The organism is Glutamicibacter sp. AGC46 (genome assembly GCF_053543715.1).
Genome location: NZ_JBLVOJ010000025.1, coordinates 274,385 through 298,234, shown reverse-complemented (window position 1 = coordinate 298,234; position 23,850 = coordinate 274,385). Strand labels below are relative to the sequence as shown.

Here is a 23,850-nt window from a genome sequence, read left to right as displayed (position 1 = left end):
GGTGGGTGCGGGAGAAAAAGGAGCTTAACGAAAAAGAAGGCGCCCGCTCAGGGGCGCCGACTTTTCGATTAGTCTTCGATGACCTCGGCTGCGGTTACCTTCAGCAGGTTATCGTCCAGCTCGCGCAAGGCGATGGTCAGCGGCTTCTCGTTCAGCTTGGTTTCCACCAGTGGGCCTACGTACTCGAACAGGCCTTCGTTCAGCTGCGCGTAGTAGGCGTTGATCTGGCGTGCACGCTTGGCCGAGTTCAGCACAATGGCGTACTTCGAGTCGTTGGTCTCAAGCAACGAGTCGATCGATGGGTTAATGATTCCCTCTGGGTTGGACACAGGACTCCCTATTTGTCGTTCTTTAGCCCCATGAGGGCTACAAGCTCTTCGGCGGCACGTGCGACATCGTCGTTGACGATGGTCACGTCGAATTCAGATTCCGCTGCAAGTTCTAGTTTAGCGGTTTCTAGGCGGCGCTGCTGTTCCTCGGCCGTTTCAGTGCCGCGTCCCACAAGGCGGCGCACCAATTCCTCCCATGATGGCGGTGCCAAGAAGACGAATTTTGCCTCGGGCATCGACTCCTTGACCTGCCTCGCACCTTGCAGATCGATTTCCAGCAGAACCTTCTTGCCCTCTGCCACTGCATCTTCAACCGTCGACCGAATCGTGCCGTAGCTGTTCTGGCCATGGACAACAGCCCATTCCAGCATCTGGCCTTCCTCAACCAGGGATTGGAAGCGCTCGGGGCCCACGAAGAAGTAGTGGACTCCATCCTGCTCCCCTGGCCGGGCATTTCGGGTCGTTGCGGACACCGAGAGCCAGACATCTGGATAGTTATCGCGGATGTAGGTAGAGACGGTGCCCTTGCCTACTGCCGTGGGGCCGGCTAGAACAGTTACCGACGCAGCGGTCATTGACTACACTTTCGTTTTTGGCGGGCTTTGCTTGAAGTGCTCGGTGATTGCGGTGCGCTGCTTGCGTCCCAGTCCGCGCAGACGGCGGGAAGGGGAAATGCCAAGTCGCTCCAGCAAATTTGCCGCGCGCACTTCACCTACGCCCGGTACCGATTCCAGAAGGTCCATGACACGCATGCGTCCCACGGCTTCATCTTCGTATACCAAGTCTAGTACCTCGGTGATGGAAATTTTGCCGGCACTGAACTCGGCCTTGATTTCTGCACGACGAGTGCGTGCGGCGAGTGCCTTGGCGCGGGCGCGGATACGATCTTCGTCAGAGAGTTCTCGCAGTACCATCGTTCAGCCATCCTTCAGTTGTAGTGGACTAAGGCTTATGTTGAGAAACATAGCGAGCTAACGCTGCTTTTGCAAGACTAAACGCGTTGTGGCTACTAGAAACTCTAATAGCCACTACGCGCCTATGTCACTTATTCGAATTTTTTGCTAGCGAGCTGCCAGCAATTCGTCCCTAACCCGCAGGGCTTTTTCCCTGAGAGCGGCCTTATTCGGCCCCTCTTTGAGGATGTCCCTGCTGCTCGTGCCCAGTACCTGGCCGTAGCTTGAGGCGAATGACTTGGCAATATCCGCGGCCGTGGCACCCTGGGCGCCGCGCCCTGGTGTGAGCAGCGGAGCCTTGGAAGCTGCCAGATCGATTCCGAGCTTGGACGGTGCATCCCCGATGGTCGCACCGACGACCAGCCCGACATGTCCTAAATCTCCTGCGTATGCATTATCCGCAGTGACTTGGTCAATAATTGATTTAGCAACCGAGTTTTCCCCGCCTACGTGCTGTACCGATGGCCCCTCGGGGTTGGAAGTCAGTCCGAGAACGAACACTCCCCTGCCGGTTCCAGCAGCCAAATCCAGTGCCGGACGCAGCGATTCATACCCCAGGTACGGGCTCAGCGTCACCGCATCAGCGGCCAGCGGAGAAGCATCATCGAGCCATGCGCTCGCGTACGCTGCCATGGTCGAACCGATATCCCCGCGCTTGGCGTCGGCCAGCGTGAGCAGTCCAGCGGACTTCGCAGCACTCAAGGTTTCTTCCAATGCGGCAAATCCCTTGGACCCGAAACGCTCGTACAGAGCCACCTGGGGCTTGAGGATTGCCGCCGCACCGGCCATCGCTTCCACGACGGTCAGTGAGAAAGATCGCACGCCCTCGGCCGTATTCTCCAGCCCCCAGGCTTCCAGCAGCGCGGGGTGGGGATCGATCCCCACGCACAGCGGGCCGGAAGCCTGCATGGCTGAACGAAGCCGCTGACCGAATGGGATCGGCTCAGGCATTGCGCGCTGCGTTCAGGTTGGCGTCGTGCACCTGCAAGCTGGTGACATCCCACTCGTACTCGCGCAGGGCATCGATCGCCTGGACCGAAGCGTTGAACTCCGCCACGGTGGTGATGACCGGGGTGCCGACAGACGTCGCGGCGGCGCGGATTTCATAGCCATCGCCACGTGCATCCGAGCCCGACGGGGTGTTCAGGATCAGGCCGATCTGGCCGGCTACGATCAAATCGACAATGGACTCCCCGCCTTCGTGCAGCTTGCCGACCACCTGGGTCGGGATGCCGTTGCGGCGCAGCACTTCCGCGGTGCCGCCGGTGGAGATGATCTCGAAGCCCTGGTCAGCAAGGTGCTTGACCGGCAGGACGATCGAGCGCTTGTCGCGGTTGGTGACCGAGACGAAGACCTTGCCGCCGGTTGGCAGCGGGTTGTTCGCTGCGGCCTGCGACTTGGCGAAAGCGGTGTCGAAGTACTTGTCGATGCCCATGACTTCGCCGGTGGAACGCATTTCGGGGCCGAGCAGCGAGTCGACGACCTTGCCCTCCGGGGTGCGGAAGCGGGCGAACGGCATAACTGCTTCCTTGACGGCGATCGCCGCCGATTCCGGCAGGTGCGCGCCATCGCCGGATGCTGGCAGGTAGCTGCCGCGCATTTCGGCCAGGGTACGGCCCACGCCGATCAGCGCGGCGACCTTGGACAGCTGCACGCCGGTAGCCTTCGAGGTGAATGGCACGGTGCGCGATGCACGCGGATTCGCTTCGATGACGTACAGGATGTCGCTGGCCAGGGCGAACTGGATGTTGATCAGGCCACGCACGCCCACGCCTTGGGCGATCGCACGGGTTGCCGCGGCAACGCGGTCGCGCACGTCGGCGCCCAGGGTGATCGGAGGCAGGGTGCAGGCCGAGTCGCCGGAGTGGATGCCGGCTTCCTCGATGTGCTCCATGATGCCGCCGACGTACAGGTCGGTGCCGTCGAACAGGGCGTCGACATCGATCTCGATGGCGTCTTCCAGGAAGCGGTCCACCAGTACCGGGTGGTCCACGGTGATTTCGGTCGCGTTGGTGATGTAGCGCTCGAGGTTGGCCTCGTCGTACACGATCTCCATGCCGCGTCCGCCCAGCACGTAGGAAGGGCGAACCAGTACCGGGTAGCCGATGGAGTCGGCGATGGTCTTGGCATCGGCGAAGGACACCGCGGTGCCGTTCTTCGGCGCTACCAGCCCGGCGTTATCCAGTACCTGCTGGAAGGCGCCGCGGTGCTCGGCCAGGTCGATGGCCTCGGGCGAGGTGCCCAGGATCGGCACGCCGGCAGCCTTCAGCTCGGCGGCGAGCTTCAGCGGAGTCTGGCCGCCAAGCTGGACGAACACGCCCAGCACGCCGCCGGTTTCCTCTTCAGCGTGGATGACCTCCAGGACATCTTCCAAGGTCAGCGGCTCGAAGTAGAGGCGGTCGGAGATGTCGTAATCGGTGGAGACGGTCTCGGGGTTGCAGTTGACCATGACGGTCTCGTAGCCCTCGGCGCGCAGCGCCATCACCGCGTGGACGCAGGAGTAGTCGAACTCGATGCCCTGGCCGATGCGGTTCGGGCCCGAGCCCAGGATGATGACCGACTTCTTCTCGTGGCGCGCCAGCTCGGTCTCTTCGTCGTACGAGGAGTACATGTACGGGGTGAAGGCCTCGAATTCGGCGGCGCAGGTGTCCACGGTCTTGTAGACCGGGCGCACGCCCAGGGCATGGCGGATGCCGCGGATGACCGATTCGGCCTTGCCGGTGAGCTGGGCGAGCTGGACATCGGAGAAGCCGTGGCGCTTGGCTTCGCGCAGCACGTGCTCCGGCAGGTGCTTGTTCGCGGCCACCAGCTGCGCGACCTCGTTGATCAGCTGCAGCTGGTCCAGGTACCAAGGGTCGATCGCAGTGGTCTCGAACAGCTTCTCGATGGACACGCCGGAGAACAGCAGGCGCTGGACCAGCGACAGGCGCTCGGTCGAGCCCTTGACGATCGAGGCCAGCACGGCCTCGTGCTCGGATTCCGGGATCGGCTCGAAGGACAGCTCGGAGCCCTTCTGCTCCAGGGAGCGCAGCGCCTTTTGCAGCGCTTCGGTGAAGTTGCGGCCCAGGGCCATCGCTTCGCCGACCGACTTCATGGTGGTGGTCAGGGTCTTGTCCGCTGCCGGGAACTTCTCGAAGGCGAAGCGCGGAACCTTCACGACCACGTAGTCCAGGGCCGGTTCGAAGGAAGCCGGGGTCTTCTGGGTGATGTCGTTCGGGATCTCATCCAGGGTGTAGCCCACGGCCAGCTTGGTGGCGATCTTCGCGATCGCGAAGCCGGTGGCCTTGGAGGCCAGTGCCGAGGAGCGCGAGACGCGCGGGTTCATCTCGATGACCACGACGCGGCCGGTGTCAGGCTCGATGGCGAACTGGATGTTGCAGCCGCCAGTGTCCACGCCGACTTCGCGGATGACCGCGATCGAGATGTCGCGCAGCTTCTGGTATTCGCGGTCGGTCAGGGTCATGGCCGGGGCCACGGTGATCGAGTCGCCGGTGTGCACGCCGACCGGATCGAAGTTCTCGATGGAGCAGACGACCACGACGTTGTCGTTCTTGTCGCGCATCATCTCCAGCTCGTATTCCTTCCAGCCCAGGATGGACTCCTCCAGGAGCACCTCGGTGGTTGGCGAGTACTGCAGGCCGGCGCCCGCGATGCGGCGCAGGTCCTCCGGGTTGTAGGCCATGCCCGAGCCCAGGCCGCCCATGGTGAACGACGGGCGCACGACTACCGGGTAGTTCAGCTCCTCGACGGCGGCGAAGGCCTCGTCCAGGGTGTGCACGATGACCGAGCGGGCCGATTCGGCGCCGCAGCGCTCGACGACGCCCTTGAACTTCTCGCGGTCCTCGCCCAGCTCGATGGCTTCGATGTTCGCGCCGATCAGCTCGACGTCGTACTTCTCCAAGGCACCGGACTTGTCCAGGGCGATGGCGGTGTTCAGCGCGGTCTGCCCGCCCAGGGTCGGCAGGATCGCATCCGGGCGTTCCTTGGCGATGATCTTCTCGACGACCTCGGGGGTGATCGGCTCAACGTAGGTGGCGTCGGCGAATTCCGGGTCGGTCATGATGGTGGCCGGGTTGGAGTTGACCAGGATGACCCGCAGGCCTTCCTCCTTGAGCACACGCAGTGCCTGGGTGCCGGAGTAGTCGAACTCAGCGGCCTGGCCGATGACGATCGGACCCGAACCGATAACGAGAACTGATTTCAGATCGGTGCGCTTAGGCATTACTTGCTGTCCTTTTCTGCGGCGGAATCCAACGCGGTCATGAAGCGGTCAAAGAGGTAGGCGGCATCGTGGGGGCCGGATGCTGCCTCTGGGTGGTACTGCACGGAGAAGGCCGGGATGTCCAGGCAGCTCAGGCCTTCGACCACGTGGTCGTTCAGCGAGTAGTGCGAGACTTCGACCTTGCCGAAGCGTTCGACCGGAGCGGTGACGGCGCCCTCGATGGGCGCGTCGACGGCGAAGCCGTGGTTCTGGCTGGTGATTTCCACGCGGCCGGTGGCCTTGTCCATCACCGGCTGGTTGATTCCGCGGTGGCCGAAGCGCAGCTTGTAGGTGTCGAAGCCCAGCGCGCGGCCCAGGATCTGGTTGCCGAAGCAGATGCCGAAGTACGGGATGCCGGCATCGAGCACCGAACGGACCAGTTCCACCTGGGCGGTGGCGGTGGCAGGGTCACCGGGGCCGTTGGAGAAGAACACGCCGTTAGCACCGGTGGCCTTGATATCTTCCAGGGTGGCGTTGTACGGCAGCACGTGCACGCGCAGGCCGCGCTCGGCCAGGCGGTGCGGGGTCATCGACTTCATGCCCAGGTCGATCGCGGCCACGGTGTGCTTGGCCTCGCCGTCGTAGCCGTGGTCCGCTGGCTCGACGATGTAGGCGGCGTCCACCGAAACCTCGGCGGAGATGTTGCGGCCGGCCATCGACGGCTGCGCCTTGACCAGGGCCACCAGCTCGGCGTCGGTCTTCGCGGCGTCATCGCCGGAGAAGATGCCGGACTTCATCGCGCCGGCGTCGCGCAGGTGGCGGGTCAGCGCGCGGGTGTCCACGCCCTGGATGCCCACGATGCCGTACTCGACCAGATCAGCATCAAGGGTGCGATCGCTGCGCCAGTTGCTTGGCCGGCGGGCGGCGTCGCGCACCACGTAGCCGGCAGCCCACATGCGGGTGGATTCCGGATCTTGCGAGTTCACGCCGGTGTTGCCGATGTGCGGGAAGGTCTGCACGATGATCTGGTGCGCGTAGGACGGGTCAGTCAGGGTTTCCTGGTAGCCGGTCATGCCGGTGGTGAACACTGCTTCACCCAGGGTGGTGCCCACGGCGCCATAGCTGCGCCCGCGGAAGATGCGGCCATCTTCAAGTACCAACACGGCTGGTAGGTTGCTCAGGGAATTCACTTATTTGTCTCCTGCTCGGCTTACGTCGTTGTGCGACGCCAGCAACTGATAGATCTTTGGGGTGTCCTCGTGGTAGCGGGGACGGAATCCGGTGTCGAAGGTGAAGCCGTCCTTGTTCCAGGTGATGACGATCAGGCCGTTCTTCTCCACGACCTTGCCGATCATCCCGTTGCTGCGCTTCACGTCCTCGTAGTGCTCCCACGGGATGTGCACGTCGCGCGCTCCGGAACGGATCAGGTGCAGCCCTTCGCGTCCCAGTTCCAAGGTGGCGTTGGTGCGCACCCCGAGCTCATGGACCGCGATGCGCGCCAGCCAGTCGTCGAACCGGGTGGTGACCACATACATGCCTGCGAAATGGTGCTCCACCTCATCGGCGAAGTCCTCGAAGGGCTCGGGGATCGCTGACTGCCGGGCCTTGAGGTTCCGCCAGCCGAAAAGGATCAGGCCCACGCCTGCGACGATCGCGACAATCGTCCAGATCAACGGGGTCAGGGCTCCCTCAGGCATTGGCCGTCCTAGGGGTAGCCAGCTGGCCATCGAGCACGGTGGCATGGCCGTGGAAGAAGGTCGCGCGCACCGATCCGGGCAGCTCCATGCCGGCGAACGGCGAGTTGCGCCCCTTGGTGGCCATGGCAGCCGGGTCGACGATCCAGCGGGCTGCCGGATCGACCAGCACCAGGTTGGCAGGCTCGCCGATGGCGATCGGTCGGCCCTGGTCGGCAACGCGGCCGATCTGCGCGGGCACCTGCGAGGTAATGCGGGCCACGCCCTCCCAGCCCATCAGCCCGGTGTCGAACAGCGTGTGCTGCACGATGGACAGAGCGGTCTCCAGGCCGGTCATGCCCATGGCGGCCGCTCCCCACTCGCAGTCCTTGGCCTCGGAGGGGTGCGGGGCGTGGTCGGTGCCGATCACGTCGATGGTGCCGTCGGCAACGCCCGCGCGCAGCGCCATCACGTCTTCTTCGCGGCGCAGCGGCGGGTTGACCTTGAAGACCGGGTCGTAGGTGCGGACCTTCTCATCGGTGAGCAGCAGGTGGTGCGGGGTGACCTCCGCGGTGACCTGGATGCCGCGGGCCTTGGCCCAGCGGATGATCTCCACCGAGCCGGCCGTGGACACGTGGCACACGTGCAGGCGGGCGCCGACGTGCTCGGCCAAGAGCACATCGCGGGCGATGATCGATTCCTCGGCGACCGCGGGCCAGCCGGGCATGCCCAGGATCGAGGAGACTTCGCCCTCGTTCATCTGGGCGCCTTCGGTCAGGCGCGGTTCCTGTGCGTGCTGGGCGATGACCCCGTCGAAGGCCTTCACGTATTCCAGGGCGCGGCGCATCAGCAGCGGATCCCAGACGCAGATGCCGTCATCGGAGAACATCTTCACCTGGGCGCGCGAGTCGGCCATGGCGCCGATTTCACTCAGCTGCTTGCCGGCCAGTCCGACGGTTACTGCGCCAACCGGGCGGACATCCACCCAGCCTGCCTTGCGGCCCAGTTCGTAGACCTGCTCGACGACGCCGGCGGTGTCGGCTACCGGGGTCGAGTTTGCCATGGCATGCACGGCGGTGTAGCCGCCGCGGGCCGCTGCCTGCGAACCGGTTTCCACGGTTTCAGCATCTTCGCGGCCTGGTTCGCGCAGGTGGGTGTGGGTGTCGACGAGCCCGGGCAAGAGCACGAGATTCTTCGCGTCAATCACCTGATGCTGGTCGGTGGCTTCAATGCTGCCGATCTGCGCGATCTTGCCGTCGACGATGAGCACGTCGGTTGGTTCGCCGCCGAGGATGGAGGCCTGCTGGATCAAGTAGTTCATGGGTTCTTCCTTCAGATCAGGTCGCCGGAGAGGAGCATGTAGAGGCTGGCCATGCGCACGGCCACGCCATTGGTGACCTGGTCGAGCACGGTGGAGCGCGGCGAATCCGCGGCAGCCGAGGAGATTTCCAGGCCGCGGTTCATCGGGCCCGGGTGCATGATCAGGGTTTCGGCGCCCGAGGCGTCCAACTGTGCCAGGCGTGCATCGTCCAGTCCCCAGTAGCGCGAGTATTCGCGGGGGTTCGGGAAGTACGCGGCGTTCATGCGCTCGCCCTGCACGCGCAGCATCATCAGCGCGTCAACGCCCGAGGCGATCACTGCATCCAGGTCGTAGCTGATGGCGCAGGGCCAGGAGCCGGCGCCGAAAGGCAGCAGGGTCGGAGGGGCCACCATCGTCACTTCGGCACCGAGGGTGTTCAGCAGCCACAGGTTGGAGCGGGCCACGCGCGAATGCAGGATATCCCCGACGATCGCGACCTTCAGTCCGTCCAGGCCGCGGCCTGCCGGGCTGGTGCCATCGCGCAATGCCACCTGTCGGCGCAGGGTGAATGCGTCCAGCAGCGCCTGGGTGGGATGCTCGTGCGTGCCGTCGCCTGCATTGACAATGGGCAGGCCAATCCAGTCCGTGGCCGCTAGCCGGGCCGGGGCGCCGGAATCCGGGTGGCGGATGACCACTGCGTCGGCGCCAATGGCCAGCAGGGTCTGGGCGGTATCCTTCAAGGACTCGCCCTTGGAAACGCTCGAGCCCTTGGCCGAGAAATTGATGACGTCCGCGCTCAATCGCTTGGCGGCGGCTTCGAAGGAAATCCGGGTGCGGGTGGAGTCCTCGAAGAAGAGGTTCACCACGGTGCGACCGCGCAGGGCCGGAAGCTTCTTGATGGCACGGGTCGAGGACTCGCGCATCTCTTCGGCAATATCAAGGATGGCGATGGCTTCTTCGCGGGTCAGGTCCGCGGTGGATAGCAGGTGTTTCAAGCGGCGCCCTCGATCACGACTTCGTTTTTCCCATCGATTTCCGCCAAGTGCACGCGCACCTTTTCGCTCTTGGCTGTCGGCAGGTTCTTGCCCACATGATCGGCGCGGATCGGCAGTTCCCGATGCCCGCGGTCAACCAGGACGGCCAGCCGCACGATGCGGGGGCGGCCCCAGTCTGCCAGGGCATCCAGGGCGGCGCGGATGGTGCGTCCGGAGTACAGGACGTCGTCAACCAGGACCACGACCTTGCCTTCGATGCCGCCTGCTGGCAGGCGCGTCGGCGACGGGGTGCGGGTGGTGGAGTGGCGCAGATCATCACGGTACATGGTGATGTCGAGCTGGCCTACCAGGGATGCCGGGTCCAGGTTGCCCGGGGCGGTAGCCGCGATTCGCGCTGCCAGCCGCTGTGCCAGCGGGAAACCCCGGCTGGGAATGCCCAGGAGCACCAAGTCGTCGGTGCCCTTGTTGGCCTCGATGATCTCGAAGGCTACGCGAGTGAGTACACGTTCGATGTCGTCGCCGGTTAATACCGTGCGGGCAGCATCTGGCACTGAATTTTCATTCATGCTGTGCACCTCTCCCTTCTCCGCCTCACGGGACGGGATTTAAAGGAATATTGCTAACTCAAATTATCACGAGCGGGAGCTGATTCCCTAGCGGAAACCTATGCATGACACTGAATAGGGCATGGGATCGGTCACAGCGATCGGCCGGCGGCTTCATGCGACCGGCAGAACCACGCAGATCCCTGCGCTTGGCCTTGGCCCCGCGCGCAGATGTGTTGCGATCGACACACCCGCGAAGTGGCGTGGGCCCGGGATTCCTCGTGCATGTTCGGCCCGCGCGTCCGGGCAAGGCATTCGCGCAGCAGATCTGCAGGCCCGCTATGCCGCGCGTACTGCTCATCCAGGATTTGCGCCGCTCCGTCGAACTCGGATCCCGGCGGACCCGAGTTCCAGCCCGCCGGATCAGCCCGGGAGATCCAGGTACGCCAGACCCGCTCCCTTCACCCGGATGGTGCGGCAGGACAAGCAGTCCGAGCGTGGATGGCAGGACCGAGCGCCTAGCCAGCAGCAAAGCATCCAGCCCCCGGCATTCGAGCCCGTGGCCAGCCGGTTGCCGTGCAGGTGGCCCGCTCCCCTGCCGGACCCGCTCCGCCTGCTTCGCTGTGATCCTGCCCGGGGCCGAGCCGCGCCAGGCAACGGCTTAACGCAAAAAAGCCCGGGCCGGAACCCCGTGAAAGGGGATCCGGCCCGGGCTCGGAATGATGAGGATCGAATTAGTCGACCAGGGTGTCCTTGACGCTCTGGATGCGACCCAAAACGCCATTGACGAACTCCGGCGATTCATCGGTGGACAATTCCCGGACGTTCACCACGGCTTCAGCCACGGCTACTGCATCGGGAACGTCATCGTTGTAAAGCAGCTCCCACACGCCGATGCGCAGTGCGCTGCGGTCAACCGCTGGCATGCGCTCGATGGTCCAGTCCTTGACGTAGCTCTCGAGAACTTCGTCAATGCGGTCCAGGTGTGCGGTAACGCCTTCGATGATCGTCAGCGAGTACTCGTTGAGTACGATATCCGAGTTTTCCCGTCGTGCGATGGCTACGGCCAGCGGATTGACATCGCGGGCTTCGGCTTCGAACAGGAACTCAAGAGCTCGGCGACGGGCTTTGGCGCGGGCTCTCACTAGTTGACACGACCCAGGTAGTCGCCGGTGCGGGTGTCGACCTTGACCTTGGTGTTCTGCTCAACGAACAGCGGAACCTGGATTTCCTTGCCGGTTTCCAGGGTTGCCGGCTTGGTGCCAGCCGACGAGCGGTCGCCCTGCAGGCCTGGCTCGGTGTAGGTGATTTCCAGGATGACCGAAGCTGGCAGTTCCAGGTACAGTGGGCTGCCATCGTACATGGCGATGGTCAGTTCCTGGTTCTCCAGCAGGAAGCCTGCTGCATCACCAACGGTGGTGCCGGACACGGTGATCTGGTCGTAATCTTCCAGGTTCATGAAGACGTAGTCTTCGCCATCCTGGTAGAGGTACTGGTAGTCGCGGCGGTCAACGGTGGCCAGCTCGATCTTGGTGCCAGCGTTGTAGGTCTTGTCCAAGACCTTCCCGGACATGACGTTGCGCATCTTGGTGCGAACGAATGCGCCGCCCTTGCCTGGCTTGACGTGCTGGAAGTCAATGATGGTCCAAAGCTGGCCATCGATCTTGATGACCTGTCCATTCTTGATGTCAGTTGTATCCGCCACGGTTCCTCAATCCTCTATTTTCGCCAGCTAGCGCCGGCATTATCAAAAATCCATCTCCAAGTTTACCCTACGCACCATGCGGTACAAAGGGTTTCACACGGTGGCGCGCATTACTGCGCGGCGCGCTCCTCGGCAATTTGCATGCAGGTGCTTGCGGCGTTGACCAGGTACGCGTCGTCGTCCAGCGCGATGCGCAGATCCAGGGCCTTGCGGAAACGGGTTGCCGCCGCCTTGAAATCGCCCTTCGCGAAGAAGGACAGGCCAGCGTGGTGGTGGATCAGCGGCTCGTATGCGGTGCCGGCGAATTCCTCGGCCAGCTTGCGCAGTCGGTTGATCGCGCGATCGAAGTCGCCCTGCATGCGGGTCAGCTCGGTGTCCAGCACACGCAGGTGGGCGTTGGTTGGATCCACGAAACGCGATTCAGCGATCAGCTCGCCGGCTTTCACCAGCTCCCCACGCGCCAGCAGTACCATGACCTGGTCGGTAGGGGAACCGACCAGCAGCTGCTGCTCGGCCGCGGCCTCGTCGGCGATGTAGGGCTTCAGCGTTTGGGGGTCGATCAGCACGCCCTCTACGGCGGTGCCGACACCTTCGCGGTTTACCGATGCGACGTCAATGGCGTATGCGGTGTAGTCGACCATGTAGTTACTCCCCGATTTCCTGGTAGGCGGCGAAGAGCAGCGAGTTATCGGGGACTTCGTAGATGCGCGGCTTGCCGATTTCTTCCAGCACGACGAAGCGCAGCTGGCTGCCGCGGGCCTTCTTGTCGCGCTTCATGCCATCGAGCAGTGCAGCCCAGCGGTCATTGCGGTAGGTGGTCGGCAGGCCAAGGGACTTGAGGATCGCGACGTGGCGATCGGCCACCGCGTCAGAGGTGTACCCTACCGAGCGGCCCAATTCGGCGGCGAAGGCCAGCCCGATGGACACGGCGGCACCATGGCGCATCTGGTAGCGTTCGGACAGCTCGATGGAGTGGGCCAGGGTGTGGCCGTAGTTCAGGAATTCGCGGTCGCCGGCTTCCTTCAGGTCGCGGGATACCACGTCGACCTTCACGGCGATGGTGCGCTCGACCAGTTCGCGCAAGCGGTCGCTGGCCGGGTCGATGGCATCGGCCGGATCTTCTTCGATCAGTTCCAGGATGCGCTCGTCGGCGATGAATCCGCACTTGACGATCTCGGCCATGCCGGTCACCAGCTCGTTCTTCGGCAAGGTGGCCAGCGCGTCCAGATCGGCGAGCACGCCTGCTGGCGGGTGGAAGGCGCCAACCAGGTTCTTGCCTTCGGCGGTGTTGATCCCGGTCTTGCCGCCTACGGCAGCGTCGACCATGGCCAGCAGCGAGGTAGGGATATGGATGACCTTCACGCCGCGCAGCCAGGTGGCTGCGACAAAACCAGCGACGTCGGTGACGGCGCCGCCGCCTACGGAGATCACGGCATCGGAACGGGTGAAATCGTTCTTGCCCAGCACTTCCCAGCAGAAGGAGGCGACCTGGATGTGCTTGCCCTCTTCGGCGTCCGGAATCTCTGCGGTCAATGCTTCCAGGCCGGACTTCGCCAGTTCGTCGCGCACGACGTCGCCGGTGGCGCGCAGGGCCCGCGGGTGGATGACCAGGACCTTCTTGACCGCGGGGCCAAGCAGTTCGGGCAAGTGGCCCAGCAGGCCGTTGCCGACCATGACAGGGTATGACTCCCCTGGGGTGCTTCCGGTGACCTTCAGAGTGGTCGGTGCGATAGGCATCAGTCTAGTTCCTCCTGATGGTGGTGATTTTTCTAGCGTACGCGTGCGTTCGGCCAGAAGTTGCATCTCGTGAGGCTAATCACAGGGCGTCCAGCTGCGGCAAAAGCTCGTCGATAATTTGCGGAACGGACTTTCCATCCACCAGAACGTGCACGTCAGCGAGCATTTCGTAGATGGGGCGGCGTTTTTCGTAAACGGAGATCCAGCTGTTGAGGGCTTGGTCACCAGCCAGCAGCGGGCGGTGCCCGTCGCCCTTGATGCGCTCGGCGGCGGCCTGTTCACCCAGCTCCAGGTAGATCACCGTCCCGCGCGAAAGCAGCTGCTGGTTCTCTTCGCGCAGCACTGCGCCTCCCCCGGTGGCGACCACGCCGGTGCGCAGCCGGCACAGCGCCTGGACTTCCAGGTCGCGGAAATGCGCTTCGCCGTGCTCGGCGAAGATCTGCGCGATGGTTCCATGGTGGGCGACAATGGCCGCGTCCGAATCCGCAAAGCTCGTAGAAAGGGCCGTGGCCAGTGACTTGCCCACGGTGGACTTGCCACTGGCCATCGGACCAATGAGGTAGATCATTGAAGCGCGCTTCCTAGACGCCGGTCGAACCCAGGTTGCCCGGGATGTTCGCCAGGTAGGACTCGATATTGCGCTTGGTTTCGGCCACCGAGTCGCCGCCGAACTTCTCCAGCAGGGACTGGGCGAGCACCAGGGCGACCATTGCTTCTGCCACGACGCCGGCTGCCGGCACCGCACAGACATCCGAACGCTGGTGGTGCGCGGTGGTGTCCTCGCCGGTGGCGGTGTCCACGGTGCGCAGGGCCCGGGGCACGGTGGCGATCGGCTTCATGCCGGCGCGCACGCGCAGCACCTCGCCGATGCTCATGCCGCCCTCGATGCCGCCGGCGCGGTTCGAGTTGCGCTTGATGCTGCCGTCTTCGGCGTGCACGATCTCGTCGTGGGCGGCCGCGCCGCGTCGGGCGGCCGTGGCGAAGCCGTCGCCGACCTCCACGCCCTTGATGGCCTGGATGCCCATCAGGGCCGCGGCCAGGCGTGCGTCCAGGCGGCGGTCCCAGTGCACGTAGGAGCCGATGCCCGGAGGCAGGTTGTAGGCCAGGACCTCGACGACGCCGCCCAGGGTCTCCCCTGCCTTGTGCGCGTCATCGACTTCGGCGACCATCGCCTCGCTGGTTTCCTGGTGGAAGCAGCGCAGCGGGTCGTTATCCAGCGCCGCAACGTCGGCGGCCGTGGGAAGCGGCGCATCGGCTGGGGCAGCCACGGAGCCGACGGCGGTGGTGTGCGAAACGAGCTGGATGCCCAAGTCGTTCAGGAAACGGGAAGCCACGGTGCCCAAGGCGACACGGGCCGCGGTCTCGCGGGCGCTGGCGCGCTCCAGGATCGGGCGGGCGTCCTCGAAGCCGTACTTCTGCATGCCGGTGAAATCGGCGTGCCCCGGCCGCGGCCGGGTCAGTGGCGCATTGCGCGCCATCGAGGCCAGTTCATCCAGGTCCACCGGATCAGCGTTCATCACGCGTTCCCACTTGGGCCATTCGGTGTTGCCGATTTCAATGGCTACCGGGCCGCCCTGGGTCTTGCCATGGCGGACACCTCCAAGGAAGGTGACCTGGTCCTTTTCAAACTTCATGCGCGCGCCGCGGCCATAGCCGAGGCGTCGGCGCGCCAGTGCCTCTCGCACTGCTTCGCTATCCACCGATACTCCGGCGGGTAGTCCTTCGAGAATTCCAACAAGTGCCGGGCCATGCGATTCGCCCGCGGTCAACCAACGCAACATGTCATCTATTTTGCCATGGCACGAACTGATTACTGGTGTCGGGCCAGACCCAAAGAGTCATACATCGCATTTGTGACGTCCATGCGACGCGATTCCTCCCATGCATCGGCGCTGAAGAGCCGCACTTGTTCCACCGCCTGGTGCACCAGCATATGCAGCCCGCTGATCACGGTTCCCTGCCAGGCCCGGGCCAAGGCCGAAGGCCACGGATCGTAGGCGACATCCAGCAGGATTCCGGTGCCTGCGCCGATCGCCGGCACCCAGTCATCGGCCGCGTGCGGCGGCAGGGTGGAGAAGACCAGCGGAATCTCGTTGAGCGTGGCGGCCAGCTCCTGGCCGATGCCCGAAATCTCGTGGACGGACGTTTCCATCCCGAGCTCGCGGGCCAATTCGACAGCGCGGGTGGCACGGGAGGCTGCGCGCACCACCAGCGTCAGCTGCCGGGCGCCGATTTCTGCGGCGGCCTCGATGGCGGCCAGCGCGGTGTTGCCCGAACCCAGGACCATCGCTTGCGCGCTGCGGGCGAGCCCGAAATCCGCCAGGGCCTGGACCAGGCCCTCGATGTCGGTGTTTTCCCCGTAGAGGGTGCCGTCTTCGCGGACCACCACGGTGTTCAGCGCACCAAGGCGTTGCACGCGGGCGGACAGCTCATCCATCTGCGGCACGAACGCATCCTTCAGCGGCATGGTGACCGAGCAGCCCGCCCAGTTTCCTGCGCGCAGCTCGGCCGCGTGCCCGGCAGCATCCCCCGGTTCCAGATCGATCGCGCTGTAGCTGATCGGCACGCCGAGCAGCTGGTAGGCGGCGCGGTGCAGCACCGGCGACTTGGAGTGGCTGATGGGGTGGCCGAGAACGGCTGCCTGCTTCATGGCTTCATGGACTTTCTGCTTGTGGCTGCCCGCACAGCGGCAGCAGTGCGGCTGGCAAGCACGGGAATCCGCGCTAGCAGACTCCTGGATTCTGGTTGCACCAGGCGCGGAATTCTGCCTGGTTCTGCCGGTGCTCAGCGTAGGTCGAGGCGAATTTGGTTTCACCGGTTTCGATGTTGACCGTCACCCAGTAGTAGTAGCCGTTGCTTTCCGGATGGGCAGCAGCCTCGATCGCAGAATTCGCCGGCGAGCCCAAGGGGGTTGGCGGCAGGCCGGTGTGCACATAGGTGTTGTACTTGTTCGACGCGTCCTGCTTCTCCTGGGCGCTGAACTGCAGCGAGTAGCGGTCCAGCCCGTAGATCACCGAGGAGTCGACCTGCAGCAGCCCGTGGGTTTCGCGGTTGCCCGGGTCCAGGCGGTTCTCGATCGCGCCGGCGACCGTGGCGTAGTCCGGGGTGCGTGCCTCGGCCTGCAGGATCGAGGCGACCTTCAGGGTGCGGTAGCCCTCTTCGAGGTCGGTGATGCCGGCCTGCTCCAGGGAAGCCTTGGTGGCCTTGACCAGTTCGCCCAGGACTTCTTCGGCGTCGGCGTTCAGCGGGAAGCGGTACTCCCCCGGGTGCAGCCAGCCTTCGAGGCTCGGCACCGAGGCAGGCAGGCCGAATTGCTGCGGCTTCTTGGCCAGCGCCTGCAGATCCTTTTCCGCCAGTCCCGAGCCCTTGGCAATCTCCTTGATCGCCGCGTCCAGGCGCATATTGGCCTTTAGCCCGATGTAGAAGACCTTGTCCGGACGCTGGTTCACGAGGATATCTGCCGCGTCGGCCGCTGGCATCTGCTTCTTGAGCAGGTAGGTGCCGGGGTGGATCAGCTTGCTCTGCGCTTCGGAGTCCGCGACGGCGTCGGTGAACAGGCCGTCGCTGGAGACGACATCGAGCTCCTCGAGCTTGCGCGAAATGATCTTCAAGCCCCAGCCATCTTCCACGGTGAATTCCACCGCGGCGCCGCCTGGGCCTGGATAGTCGTCCGGGTTGAACTGCTTGAGCACGGACTTGACGAAGTAGACCGAGCCGGCGACCACCAGTGCGAAGATCAGCACGGTGGCCAGCATGACCAGGTTGCGCTTGCGCTTGGTGCGCTTGCGCCGCTGGGCCTTGCCGGCGGCGGCGGCCTGGGCAGCTTGGTCATCGTGGGGATCGCCGCTGAGCACCGCGGACTGCTGCGCGGCTTCGGGCTCTTCCGGGTAGTGCTCCTGGGCGGCATCCTCGTGCCCGGCAAATGCTGGCGCATCGGAGGAGGCGGCTGCCTGGGCGGGGAGGAACCTGGTGTCGGTTCCTTCCCCGTCCGGGGCTTCCTGGTCTGCGGGCTCCTGCCAGCTGTCCTCGGCCGCCGCCAGCGATTGGCGGTAATCCCCGGTGCCGGTCAGTTCCGGTTCTGAGGGTTGTTCGATCGGCAAGCCAGTGCCGGCGGCAAAGCGTTCGTATAGCGCGCGATGCGTTTCGCGTTGCCGTTCATGGCGGGCTTCTTCTCGCATCAACTCTCATCTCTCGGGTCTTTGTGGTGCCCTAGCTGTTGTGGGCTAGCGCAGCACAATCCGGCTGGCTTGTACGCGCACATTGTTGCGTCGCATTTCCAGCACTTGCTGCAAGATCTCAGTGGCCGCGACCTGGTCGACTACCTTGCGGTGATCTTCCATCTTCTTGCCCGAGGCGTGCAACGAGCGATGCGCGTTCACGGTGCTCAGGCGTTCGTCGACCATGAAAACCTCAAGCTCGATATTAGCGCTTGCAGCTTCCTGGGCCAAGGCAATCGCGTAGTCACGTGCCATTTTAGTGGATTCGGTCGCGTTGCCAGCCAGTGATTTCGGCTCCCCGATGAATACCTCGGTGACGCCGCGATCGGCAATGATGCGCAGAAGCATCCGCAGATCCGAGTTCTTCTTCGCATCCCGGCGCAGGGTCATCACCGGAGTGGCGAGGATTCCGGAGGGATCAGATGCGGCGACGCCGACGCGGGCCAGGCCCACGTCGACGCCGAGAGCGGCATTAGCCATTGGCCAGTGCCGCCTGGATTGCAGCCAGTGCGTCATCGATCTTCGATGCGTCCTGGCCACCGCCCTGTGCCATATCGTCCTTGCCGCCGCCTCCGCCGCCGAGCACGCCGGTAGCGGTGCGCACCAGCGCGCCGGCCTTGAAGCCGTTGGCGCGGGCCTCGTCGTTGGTCACAGCCAGCACCAGCGGGCGGCCGTTGGCCACGCCGATCAGCACGATGACTGCGGCTTCGGAACCCAGCTTGGCGCGCAGGTCCAGTGCCATGGTGCGCAGGGCGTCAGCCGAGTCGATCTGCCCGGCGTTGTGGGCCAGCAGTCGGGTGCTGCCGATGGTGGCGACCTTCTGCAGCAGCGCTGCGGACTGGGCCAGCATGGCCTGGCTCTTGAGCTCGGCGATCTGCTTCTCGGCGGCCTTCAGCTTGGCAACGGTGTCGTTGACGCGCTCGGACACCTGGCTGGATGGAACGCGGAACAGGCCCGAGAGCTCGGAAACCAGGGCGCGCTCGGCGGCTCCGTGGCGGAAGGCTTCCATGCCGACCAGGGCCTCGACGCGGCGATTGCCCGAACCGACCGAAGCCTCCGAGAGCAAGGTCAGCTGGCCGATGCGCGCGGTGGTGTCCACGTGGGTACCGCCGCACAGCTCGCGCGACCAGTCGCCGTTCATCTCGACCACGCGCACGTCGTTGGAGTACTTCTCCCCGAACAGGCTCATGGCGCCCAGCTTCTTCGCCTCGGACAGCGCCATCTCATTGGTGACGACCTGGTAGTTCGAGGCGATGGCCAGGTTCACTACCTCCTCGACTTCGCTGCGTGCCGCGGCGGAGAGCGCCTCGGCCCAGGAGAAGTCGAAGCGCAGGTAGCCGGCCTTGTTGAAGGAACCGGCCTGGGTGGCCGTTGGGCCAAGCAGCTCGCGCAGCGCGGCGTGCACCAGGTGGGTGGCGGAGTGCGCCTGCTCGCCGGAGCGGCGGCGCACCGCGTCGACCTGGGTGCGAACCAGTGCTTCGGCTGGCAATTCGCCTTCGCGCACGATGACCTTGTGCACGTTCAGGCCCTTGACCGGGGCCTGCACGTCGGTGACTTCCAGCACGAAGCCGTCGCCGGTGATCAGGCCGCTGTCGCCTGCCTGGCCGCCGGACTCGGCATAGAACGGGGTTTCGTTGAGCACCAGGTCGATTTCCTGGCCCTGCTCGGCGAATGGCACAACCTGGCCATCGCGGATGATGCCGCGGATGGAGGATTCGCCTTCGAGGGTGTCATAGCCGGTGAAGTGCACGTTGCCGGCCTCGGCCAGCTGGGTGTACACCGAAAGGTCGGCGTGGCCGGCCTTCTTGGCCTTGGCGTCCTTCTGGGCGCGGGTGCGCTGCTCGTTCATCAGTTCGCGGAAACGCGACTCGTCCACGGACAGGCCTGCTTCGGCGGCGATCTCCAAGGTGAGGTCGATCGGGAAGCCGAAGGTGTCGTGCAGGGTGAAGGCGTCATCGCCGGAGAGGTTCTTGCCTTCCTCCTTGGCGTGGCCCAGTGCCTCGTCCAGGCGCGTGGTGCCCGAAGCGATGGTGCGGCGGAAAGCGCGCTCCTCGGCGTAGGCGATGCGGGCAATGCGCTCGAAATCGGCCTCCACCTCGGGGTAGACGCCCTTCATGGCGTCGCGCGATACCGGGAGCAGCTCGGGGAGCACCTCGGTGTCCACGCCCATCAGGCGCATTGCGCGCACGGCGCGGCGGATCAGCCGGCGCAGCACATAGCCGCGACCTTCATTGCCCGGGGTGACCTGGTCGGAGATCAGCATCAGCGAGGAGCGGATGTGGTCCGCGATCATGCGCAGGCGCACGTCGGTGGCGTGGTTCGGGTCGGCTGGATCCTCTGTGGAGGTGTAGGTGACGCCGGCAAGCTCGGCGGCCTTGTCGAGCACCGGACGGACCTGGTCGGTCTCGTACATGTTCTCGACGCCCTGCAGGATCATGGCTAGTCGTTCCAGGCCCAGGCCGGTATCGATGTTGCGCTTGGGCAGTTCGCCGGCCACATCGAAGTCGGTCTTGGAACGTACCGCGGAGAGTCGGTACTGCATGAACACGAGGTTCCAGATTTCCACGTAGCGGGTCTCGTCGACCGCTGGGCCGCCCTCGACACCGTAGGCGGGGCCGCGGTCGTAGTAGATCTCGGAGCATGGACCGCCGGGGCCGGGCTGGCCGGTATTCCAGTAGTTGTCTTCCTTGCCGGTGCCTACAACGCGCTCGGTAGGCATGCCGATCTCTTCTTCCCAGATGCGGCGGGCTTCAAGGTCCTTCTCGTCTCCGTCTTCGTAGACGGTGACCCACAGGCGTTCCTTGTCCAGGCCGTAGCCTCCGTCTTCGACGGAGCTGGTCAGCAGCTCCCAGGCGAAGTGGATGGCTTCGTTCTTGAAGTAGTCGCCGAAGGAGAAGTTGCCGCACATCTGGAAGAAGGTGCCGTGACGCGCGGTCTTGCCCACTTCTTCGATATCGCCGGTGCGGATGCACTTCTGCACGGAGGTCGCACGGGAGTACGGGGGCTCTTCGCGCGCGGTGAGGTAAGGGATGAACGGGACCATGCCGGCCACCGTGAACAACAGCGAAGGGTCGGCCGAGACCAGCGAGGCACTAGGTACCGCCGTATGGCCCTTCGAGACGAAAAAGTCGACCCAACGACGGGCAATTTCCTGCGTTTTCATCGTGTTACGGATGATCCCTTCACTTAGCGGCGTCCACGCCCAAGGCGGAACGTAATTCTTCTTCGCGGGAGCTCATTCCTTGGCGGAAGGCTTCCCAATATTCCGAGGCGCGGTCGGTGTACTTGCCGACCTGGCGGTTTAGCGCCGCCCCGGATGAAACTTCAGCGTATTTCTTGGACGCGAGCACGCCAACGCCCACTCCAATCGAAACCCACAAGAGCTTTTTCATTCTAGTCTCCTTGGCGGCCACCAGTTGGCCGTATCCTATTCAGCGCGCCGATACGTGTTCGATCAAACAGCGTTGCTTGCTTAGCGGCTGCGGCGAGCCTTGCCGCTTGGCTTGGTGTTCATCGCGACCTTCACGCCTTCGGTGAACGCGGCAACCTTGATCAGCGGTTTGCCAACGGTGGCTGCTACCAGCGAGGACAGCGCGGACACATTGGCGGTGGTGTCAGAAACGTTGCTGGTGATGGCATCGACCTTCTTGAGCTGGTCGTTGGTGGTCGCCACGGTGTTGGCGACTTCGCCGATCAGCGGAGTGGTTCCGTCGGCCAGGTCCTTGATCGATTTGCGCAGCTCGTCGAACACCTTGCCCAACTTCATGATCGGCACTGCCAGCAGCACAACTAGTACAACAAACGCGCCGGCGGCGATGAGCCCTGCAATATCCGAACCCGACATGTGCTTCCTCTTCTGCTTTGGGTTTTTGGTGCCAGTCCACCTTATCGAAGTCAGAGCCCAGATAGGTAGTTAAGCGACAAGCCCGCAACCGTTTCCGGTTGCGGGCTTGGAACTAGCGCACGGATTTAGCGTGCGTAGTACTCGACCACGAGGTTCTCTTCGCAGGTCACTGGGATTTCGGTGCGCTCTGGGGTGCGCACGAAGGTAGCCTGGAGGGCTTCCAGCTTTACGTCCAGGTAAGCAGGAGCGGCTGGCAGCACCTTCGAGTGCTCACCTGCTGCAGCCATCTGGAATGGAACCATCTTCTCGCTCTTCTCGTGTACGTGGATCAGCTGACCCGGCTGTACCTTGAAGGACGGACGGTCTACACGCTGGCCGTTGACCAGGATGTGGCGGTGAACAACCATCTGGCGGGCCTGCTGGATGGTGCGGGCGAAGCCTGCACGCAGAACCAGGGCATCCAGACGGGACTCGAGCAGAGCCAGCAGGTTACCGCCGGTTTCGCCGCCGAGGCGCTTAGCTTCCTTGAAGGCGCTCAGCATCTGAGCTTCGCGGATGCCGTACTGGGCACGCAAACGCTGCTTTTCGCGCAGACGTACTGCGTAGTCGCTGTCCTGCTTCTTACGGGCGCGGCCGTGCTGGCCTGGACCGTATGGACGGCGCTCCATGTACTTTTCAGCTTTTGGAGTCAATGCAAGGCCGAGCGCACGCGAAAGGCGTACGGTGCGGCGGGCACGGGCGTTAGCCATAATGTGTCCCTTTCGATTAGCGACGGTATCTACTGGCCTCCAGGTGGGAGAGTGTGTGGGCGTCGCGTCCCTGCTTCACTTCAACCCTGCCTCCACGCTCGATGACTCGAATGCGGGACAAGGCTTGCCAGCCAAAGATCAAGTTTACACGAAACGGCAGCAGCTTTCGCTGAGGCTTAGCGCACAATCAGCGCTTGCCCTTGGAGCGCTGCGGATCCTTGCCCCGGATGATTTCACGCAAACGGGACAGGCGGGACCCTATGGTTTTTTCCGCACCGTTATTGGTCGGCGTGTAGTAGTCGGTGCCCACCAGATCATCGGGCAGGTACTGCTGGGTTGCGATGGAGTGCGGAGCATCATGGGCGTAGATGTAGCCCACGCCATGGCCCAGCTGCTTGGCGCCGGGATAGTGCGCGTCACGCAGGTGGTCGGGAACCAGCGAACCCTTGCCTTCGGATACGTCGGCCAGGGCGGCGTTGATCGCATTGTATGAAGCGTTGGACTTCGGGGCCGTAGCCAGATGAACCGTTGCCTGCCCGAGCATGATCCGTGCTTCCGGCATGCCGGTGAGCTGCACCGATTGAGCGGCTGCTACGGCAACGGGAAGTGCGGTGGGATCGGCCATGCCGATATCCTCCGAGGCCGAGATCATCAGGCGGCGGGCAATGAAGCGGGGGTCCTCCCCCGCAGAGAGCATGCGCGCCAGGTAATGCAGGGCCGCGTCCACATCAGAGCCACGAATGGACTTGATGAACGCGGAGATGATGTCGTAGTGCTGGTCGCCATCCTTGTCGTAGCGCTGGACCGCCTGGTCCATGGCCAGCTGCACATGGTCGTCCGTAATCAGCACCGGCGGATCGATGCCGGCGCCCGCGGCGTTCCAAGCCACCGCGCCGGCTGCTTCCAGCACGGTCAGCGAGCGTCGGGCATCGCCCTGGGCCAGGCGGACAATGGCGTCGCGCTGCTCCTCCTTGAGGAGCACCTGGCCGTCGAAACCCCGCTCGTCGGCCACAGCGCGCTCGAGCAAGGTGGACAGGTCGCCGTCGGTCAGCGGACGCAAGGTCAGCAGCAAAGAGCGCGAAAGCAGCGGCGAGATCACCGAGAAGGAGGGATTTTCCGTCGTCGCAGCTACCAGAACGACGACACGGTTTTCCACGCCGGGCAGCAGTGCGTCCTGCTGGGCCTTGTTGAAGCGGTGGATCTCGTCGAGGAAGAGCACGGTGGTAATCCCGCGCAGATCGCGGTCATCCTTGGCCTGTTCGATGACTCGCCGGACATCTTTGACACCGGCCGTGATGGCCGAAAGTTCCACGAATTTACGGTCGGTGGCGCGGGCGATCACGTGCGCGATGGTGGTTTTGCCAATTCCCGGAGGGCCATAGAGGATCACACTGGCAGGTCCAGCCAACCCGGTTTCAGGGTTTTCGGCCAGCTGTCGCAAGGGTGACCCCGGGCCTAGCAGGTGTTGTTGGCCGACGAGCTCATCCAAGGTCTTCGGGCGCATGCGCACCGCCAGTGGCGGACGGGGCCGGTTGACTTGGGGCTCACGCGCATCGCGTGGCTCATCGGACAGGGAATCGAACAAATCGCTCACCCCCTAAG

The 23,850-nt window shown here is 64.2% G+C and carries 24 protein-coding genes; all 24 read right to left on the bottom strand.

The features are described from left to right. Positions 1–68: 68 nt before the first annotated feature. The 24 genes from rpoZ to ACNPM8_RS16255 all read right to left on the bottom strand — a co-directional run bounded on the left by rpoZ (position 69) and on the right by ACNPM8_RS16255 (position 23,842). Positions 69–329 carry a DNA-directed RNA polymerase subunit omega gene (gene rpoZ / locus ACNPM8_RS16370; RefSeq protein WP_286134300.1) on the bottom strand — a complete coding sequence of 87 codons (261 nt, stop codon included), beginning with the start codon at positions 327–329 and terminating at the stop codon, positions 69–71. Between the two features lie 8 nt (positions 330–337). Further along, positions 338–904, bottom strand: coding sequence for a guanylate kinase (gene gmk / locus ACNPM8_RS16365; protein ID WP_448940215.1), 567 nt, complete (start codon positions 902–904; stop codon positions 338–340). A 3-nt stretch (positions 905–907) separates the two neighbouring features. Continuing rightward, on the bottom strand, positions 908–1,243 hold the full coding sequence (gene mihF, locus ACNPM8_RS16360; protein ID WP_013349055.1) for an integration host factor, actinobacterial type: 336 nt from the start codon (positions 1,241–1,243) through the stop codon (positions 908–910). Between the two features lie 147 nt (positions 1,244–1,390). After that, complete coding sequence (pyrF, locus tag ACNPM8_RS16355) at positions 1,391–2,233, bottom strand: orotidine-5'-phosphate decarboxylase (RefSeq protein WP_448940214.1); 843 nt, start codon at positions 2,231–2,233, stop codon at positions 1,391–1,393. After that, positions 2,226–5,504, bottom strand: a complete 3,279-nt coding sequence (gene carB, locus ACNPM8_RS16350; RefSeq protein ID WP_448940213.1) for a carbamoyl-phosphate synthase large subunit — start codon at positions 5,502–5,504, stop codon at positions 2,226–2,228. Before carB ends, pyrF begins: the two co-directional genes overlap by 8 nt. Then, positions 5,504–6,673 (bottom strand): glutamine-hydrolyzing carbamoyl-phosphate synthase small subunit, encoded by a 1,170-nt coding sequence (gene carA, locus ACNPM8_RS16345; RefSeq protein WP_448940212.1) that lies wholly within the window; start codon positions 6,671–6,673, stop codon positions 5,504–5,506. The genes carB and carA overlap by 1 nt, the downstream gene beginning before the upstream one ends. Then, positions 6,674–7,180, bottom strand: a complete 507-nt coding sequence (locus ACNPM8_RS16340) for a PH-like domain-containing protein (RefSeq protein ID WP_105658305.1) — start codon at positions 7,178–7,180, stop codon at positions 6,674–6,676. Beyond that, on the bottom strand, positions 7,173–8,477 hold the full coding sequence (locus ACNPM8_RS16335; RefSeq protein WP_448940211.1) for a dihydroorotase: 1,305 nt from the start codon (positions 8,475–8,477) through the stop codon (positions 7,173–7,175). The genes ACNPM8_RS16340 and ACNPM8_RS16335 overlap by 8 nt, the downstream gene beginning before the upstream one ends. Positions 8,478–8,488: 11 nt before the next feature. Next, a complete protein-coding gene (locus tag ACNPM8_RS16330) occupies positions 8,489–9,451 on the bottom strand; it encodes an aspartate carbamoyltransferase catalytic subunit (RefSeq protein ID WP_105658303.1) in 963 nt (320 codons plus the stop codon). Further along, positions 9,448–10,017 (bottom strand): bifunctional pyr operon transcriptional regulator/uracil phosphoribosyltransferase PyrR, encoded by a 570-nt coding sequence (gene pyrR, locus ACNPM8_RS16325; protein ID WP_105658359.1) that lies wholly within the window; start codon positions 10,015–10,017, stop codon positions 9,448–9,450. The genes ACNPM8_RS16330 and pyrR overlap by 4 nt, the downstream gene beginning before the upstream one ends. Before the next feature lie 713 nt (positions 10,018–10,730). Further along, positions 10,731–11,141 carry a transcription antitermination factor NusB gene (gene nusB / locus ACNPM8_RS16320; RefSeq protein ID WP_105658302.1) on the bottom strand — a complete coding sequence of 137 codons (411 nt, stop codon included), beginning with the start codon at positions 11,139–11,141 and terminating at the stop codon, positions 10,731–10,733. Further along, the gene (gene efp / locus ACNPM8_RS16315; RefSeq protein WP_013349066.1) at positions 11,141–11,701 is read right to left on the bottom strand and encodes an elongation factor P; all 561 of its coding nucleotides are present in this window, start codon (positions 11,699–11,701) and stop codon (positions 11,141–11,143) included. Before efp ends, nusB begins: the two co-directional genes overlap by 1 nt. A 110-nt stretch (positions 11,702–11,811) precedes the next feature. Continuing rightward, positions 11,812–12,342 carry a tetratricopeptide repeat protein gene (locus ACNPM8_RS16310; protein ID WP_105658301.1) on the bottom strand — a complete coding sequence of 177 codons (531 nt, stop codon included), beginning with the start codon at positions 12,340–12,342 and terminating at the stop codon, positions 11,812–11,814. A gap of 4 nt (positions 12,343–12,346) precedes the next feature. After that, entirely contained in the window at positions 12,347–13,438 is a 1,092-nt protein-coding gene (aroB, locus tag ACNPM8_RS16305; protein WP_448940210.1) for a 3-dehydroquinate synthase, read from the bottom strand. 79 nt (positions 13,439–13,517) lie between these two features. Next, on the bottom strand, positions 13,518–14,006 hold the full coding sequence (locus ACNPM8_RS16300) for a shikimate kinase (protein WP_105658299.1): 489 nt from the start codon (positions 14,004–14,006) through the stop codon (positions 13,518–13,520). A gap of 13 nt (positions 14,007–14,019) precedes the next feature. After that, the gene (gene aroC / locus ACNPM8_RS16295) at positions 14,020–15,219 is read right to left on the bottom strand and encodes a chorismate synthase (protein WP_448940209.1); all 1,200 of its coding nucleotides are present in this window, start codon (positions 15,217–15,219) and stop codon (positions 14,020–14,022) included. Positions 15,220–15,248: 29 nt separating this feature from the next. Further along, positions 15,249–16,088 (bottom strand): shikimate dehydrogenase family protein, encoded by an 840-nt coding sequence (locus tag ACNPM8_RS16290; protein ID WP_448940208.1) that lies wholly within the window; start codon positions 16,086–16,088, stop codon positions 15,249–15,251. A 73-nt stretch (positions 16,089–16,161) separates the two neighbouring features. Next, positions 16,162–17,616: an endolytic transglycosylase MltG gene (gene mltG, locus ACNPM8_RS16285; RefSeq protein ID WP_448940207.1), complete on the bottom strand. Its 1,455-nt coding sequence runs from the start codon at positions 17,614–17,616 to the stop codon at positions 16,162–16,164. A gap of 45 nt (positions 17,617–17,661) precedes the next feature. Next, a complete protein-coding gene (gene ruvX / locus ACNPM8_RS16280) occupies positions 17,662–18,135 on the bottom strand; it encodes a Holliday junction resolvase RuvX (protein ID WP_219844133.1) in 474 nt (157 codons plus the stop codon). Beyond that, a complete protein-coding gene (alaS, locus tag ACNPM8_RS16275) occupies positions 18,128–20,818 on the bottom strand; it encodes an alanine--tRNA ligase (RefSeq protein ID WP_388022102.1) in 2,691 nt (896 codons plus the stop codon). Before alaS ends, ruvX begins: the two co-directional genes overlap by 8 nt. Before the next feature lie 19 nt (positions 20,819–20,837). After that, positions 20,838–21,047 (bottom strand): hypothetical protein, encoded by a 210-nt coding sequence (locus ACNPM8_RS16270; protein ID WP_105658293.1) that lies wholly within the window; start codon positions 21,045–21,047, stop codon positions 20,838–20,840. Positions 21,048–21,127: 80 nt separating this feature from the next. Beyond that, the gene (locus ACNPM8_RS16265; RefSeq protein WP_105658292.1) at positions 21,128–21,499 is read right to left on the bottom strand and encodes a DUF948 domain-containing protein; all 372 of its coding nucleotides are present in this window, start codon (positions 21,497–21,499) and stop codon (positions 21,128–21,130) included. Between the two features lie 125 nt (positions 21,500–21,624). Further along, entirely contained in the window at positions 21,625–22,251 is a 627-nt protein-coding gene (gene rpsD, locus ACNPM8_RS16260; RefSeq protein ID WP_105658291.1) for a 30S ribosomal protein S4, read from the bottom strand. A 184-nt stretch (positions 22,252–22,435) separates the two neighbouring features. Next, complete coding sequence (locus ACNPM8_RS16255; RefSeq protein WP_105661360.1) at positions 22,436–23,842, bottom strand: replication-associated recombination protein A; 1,407 nt, start codon at positions 23,840–23,842, stop codon at positions 22,436–22,438. Positions 23,843–23,850 lie beyond the last annotated feature (8 nt).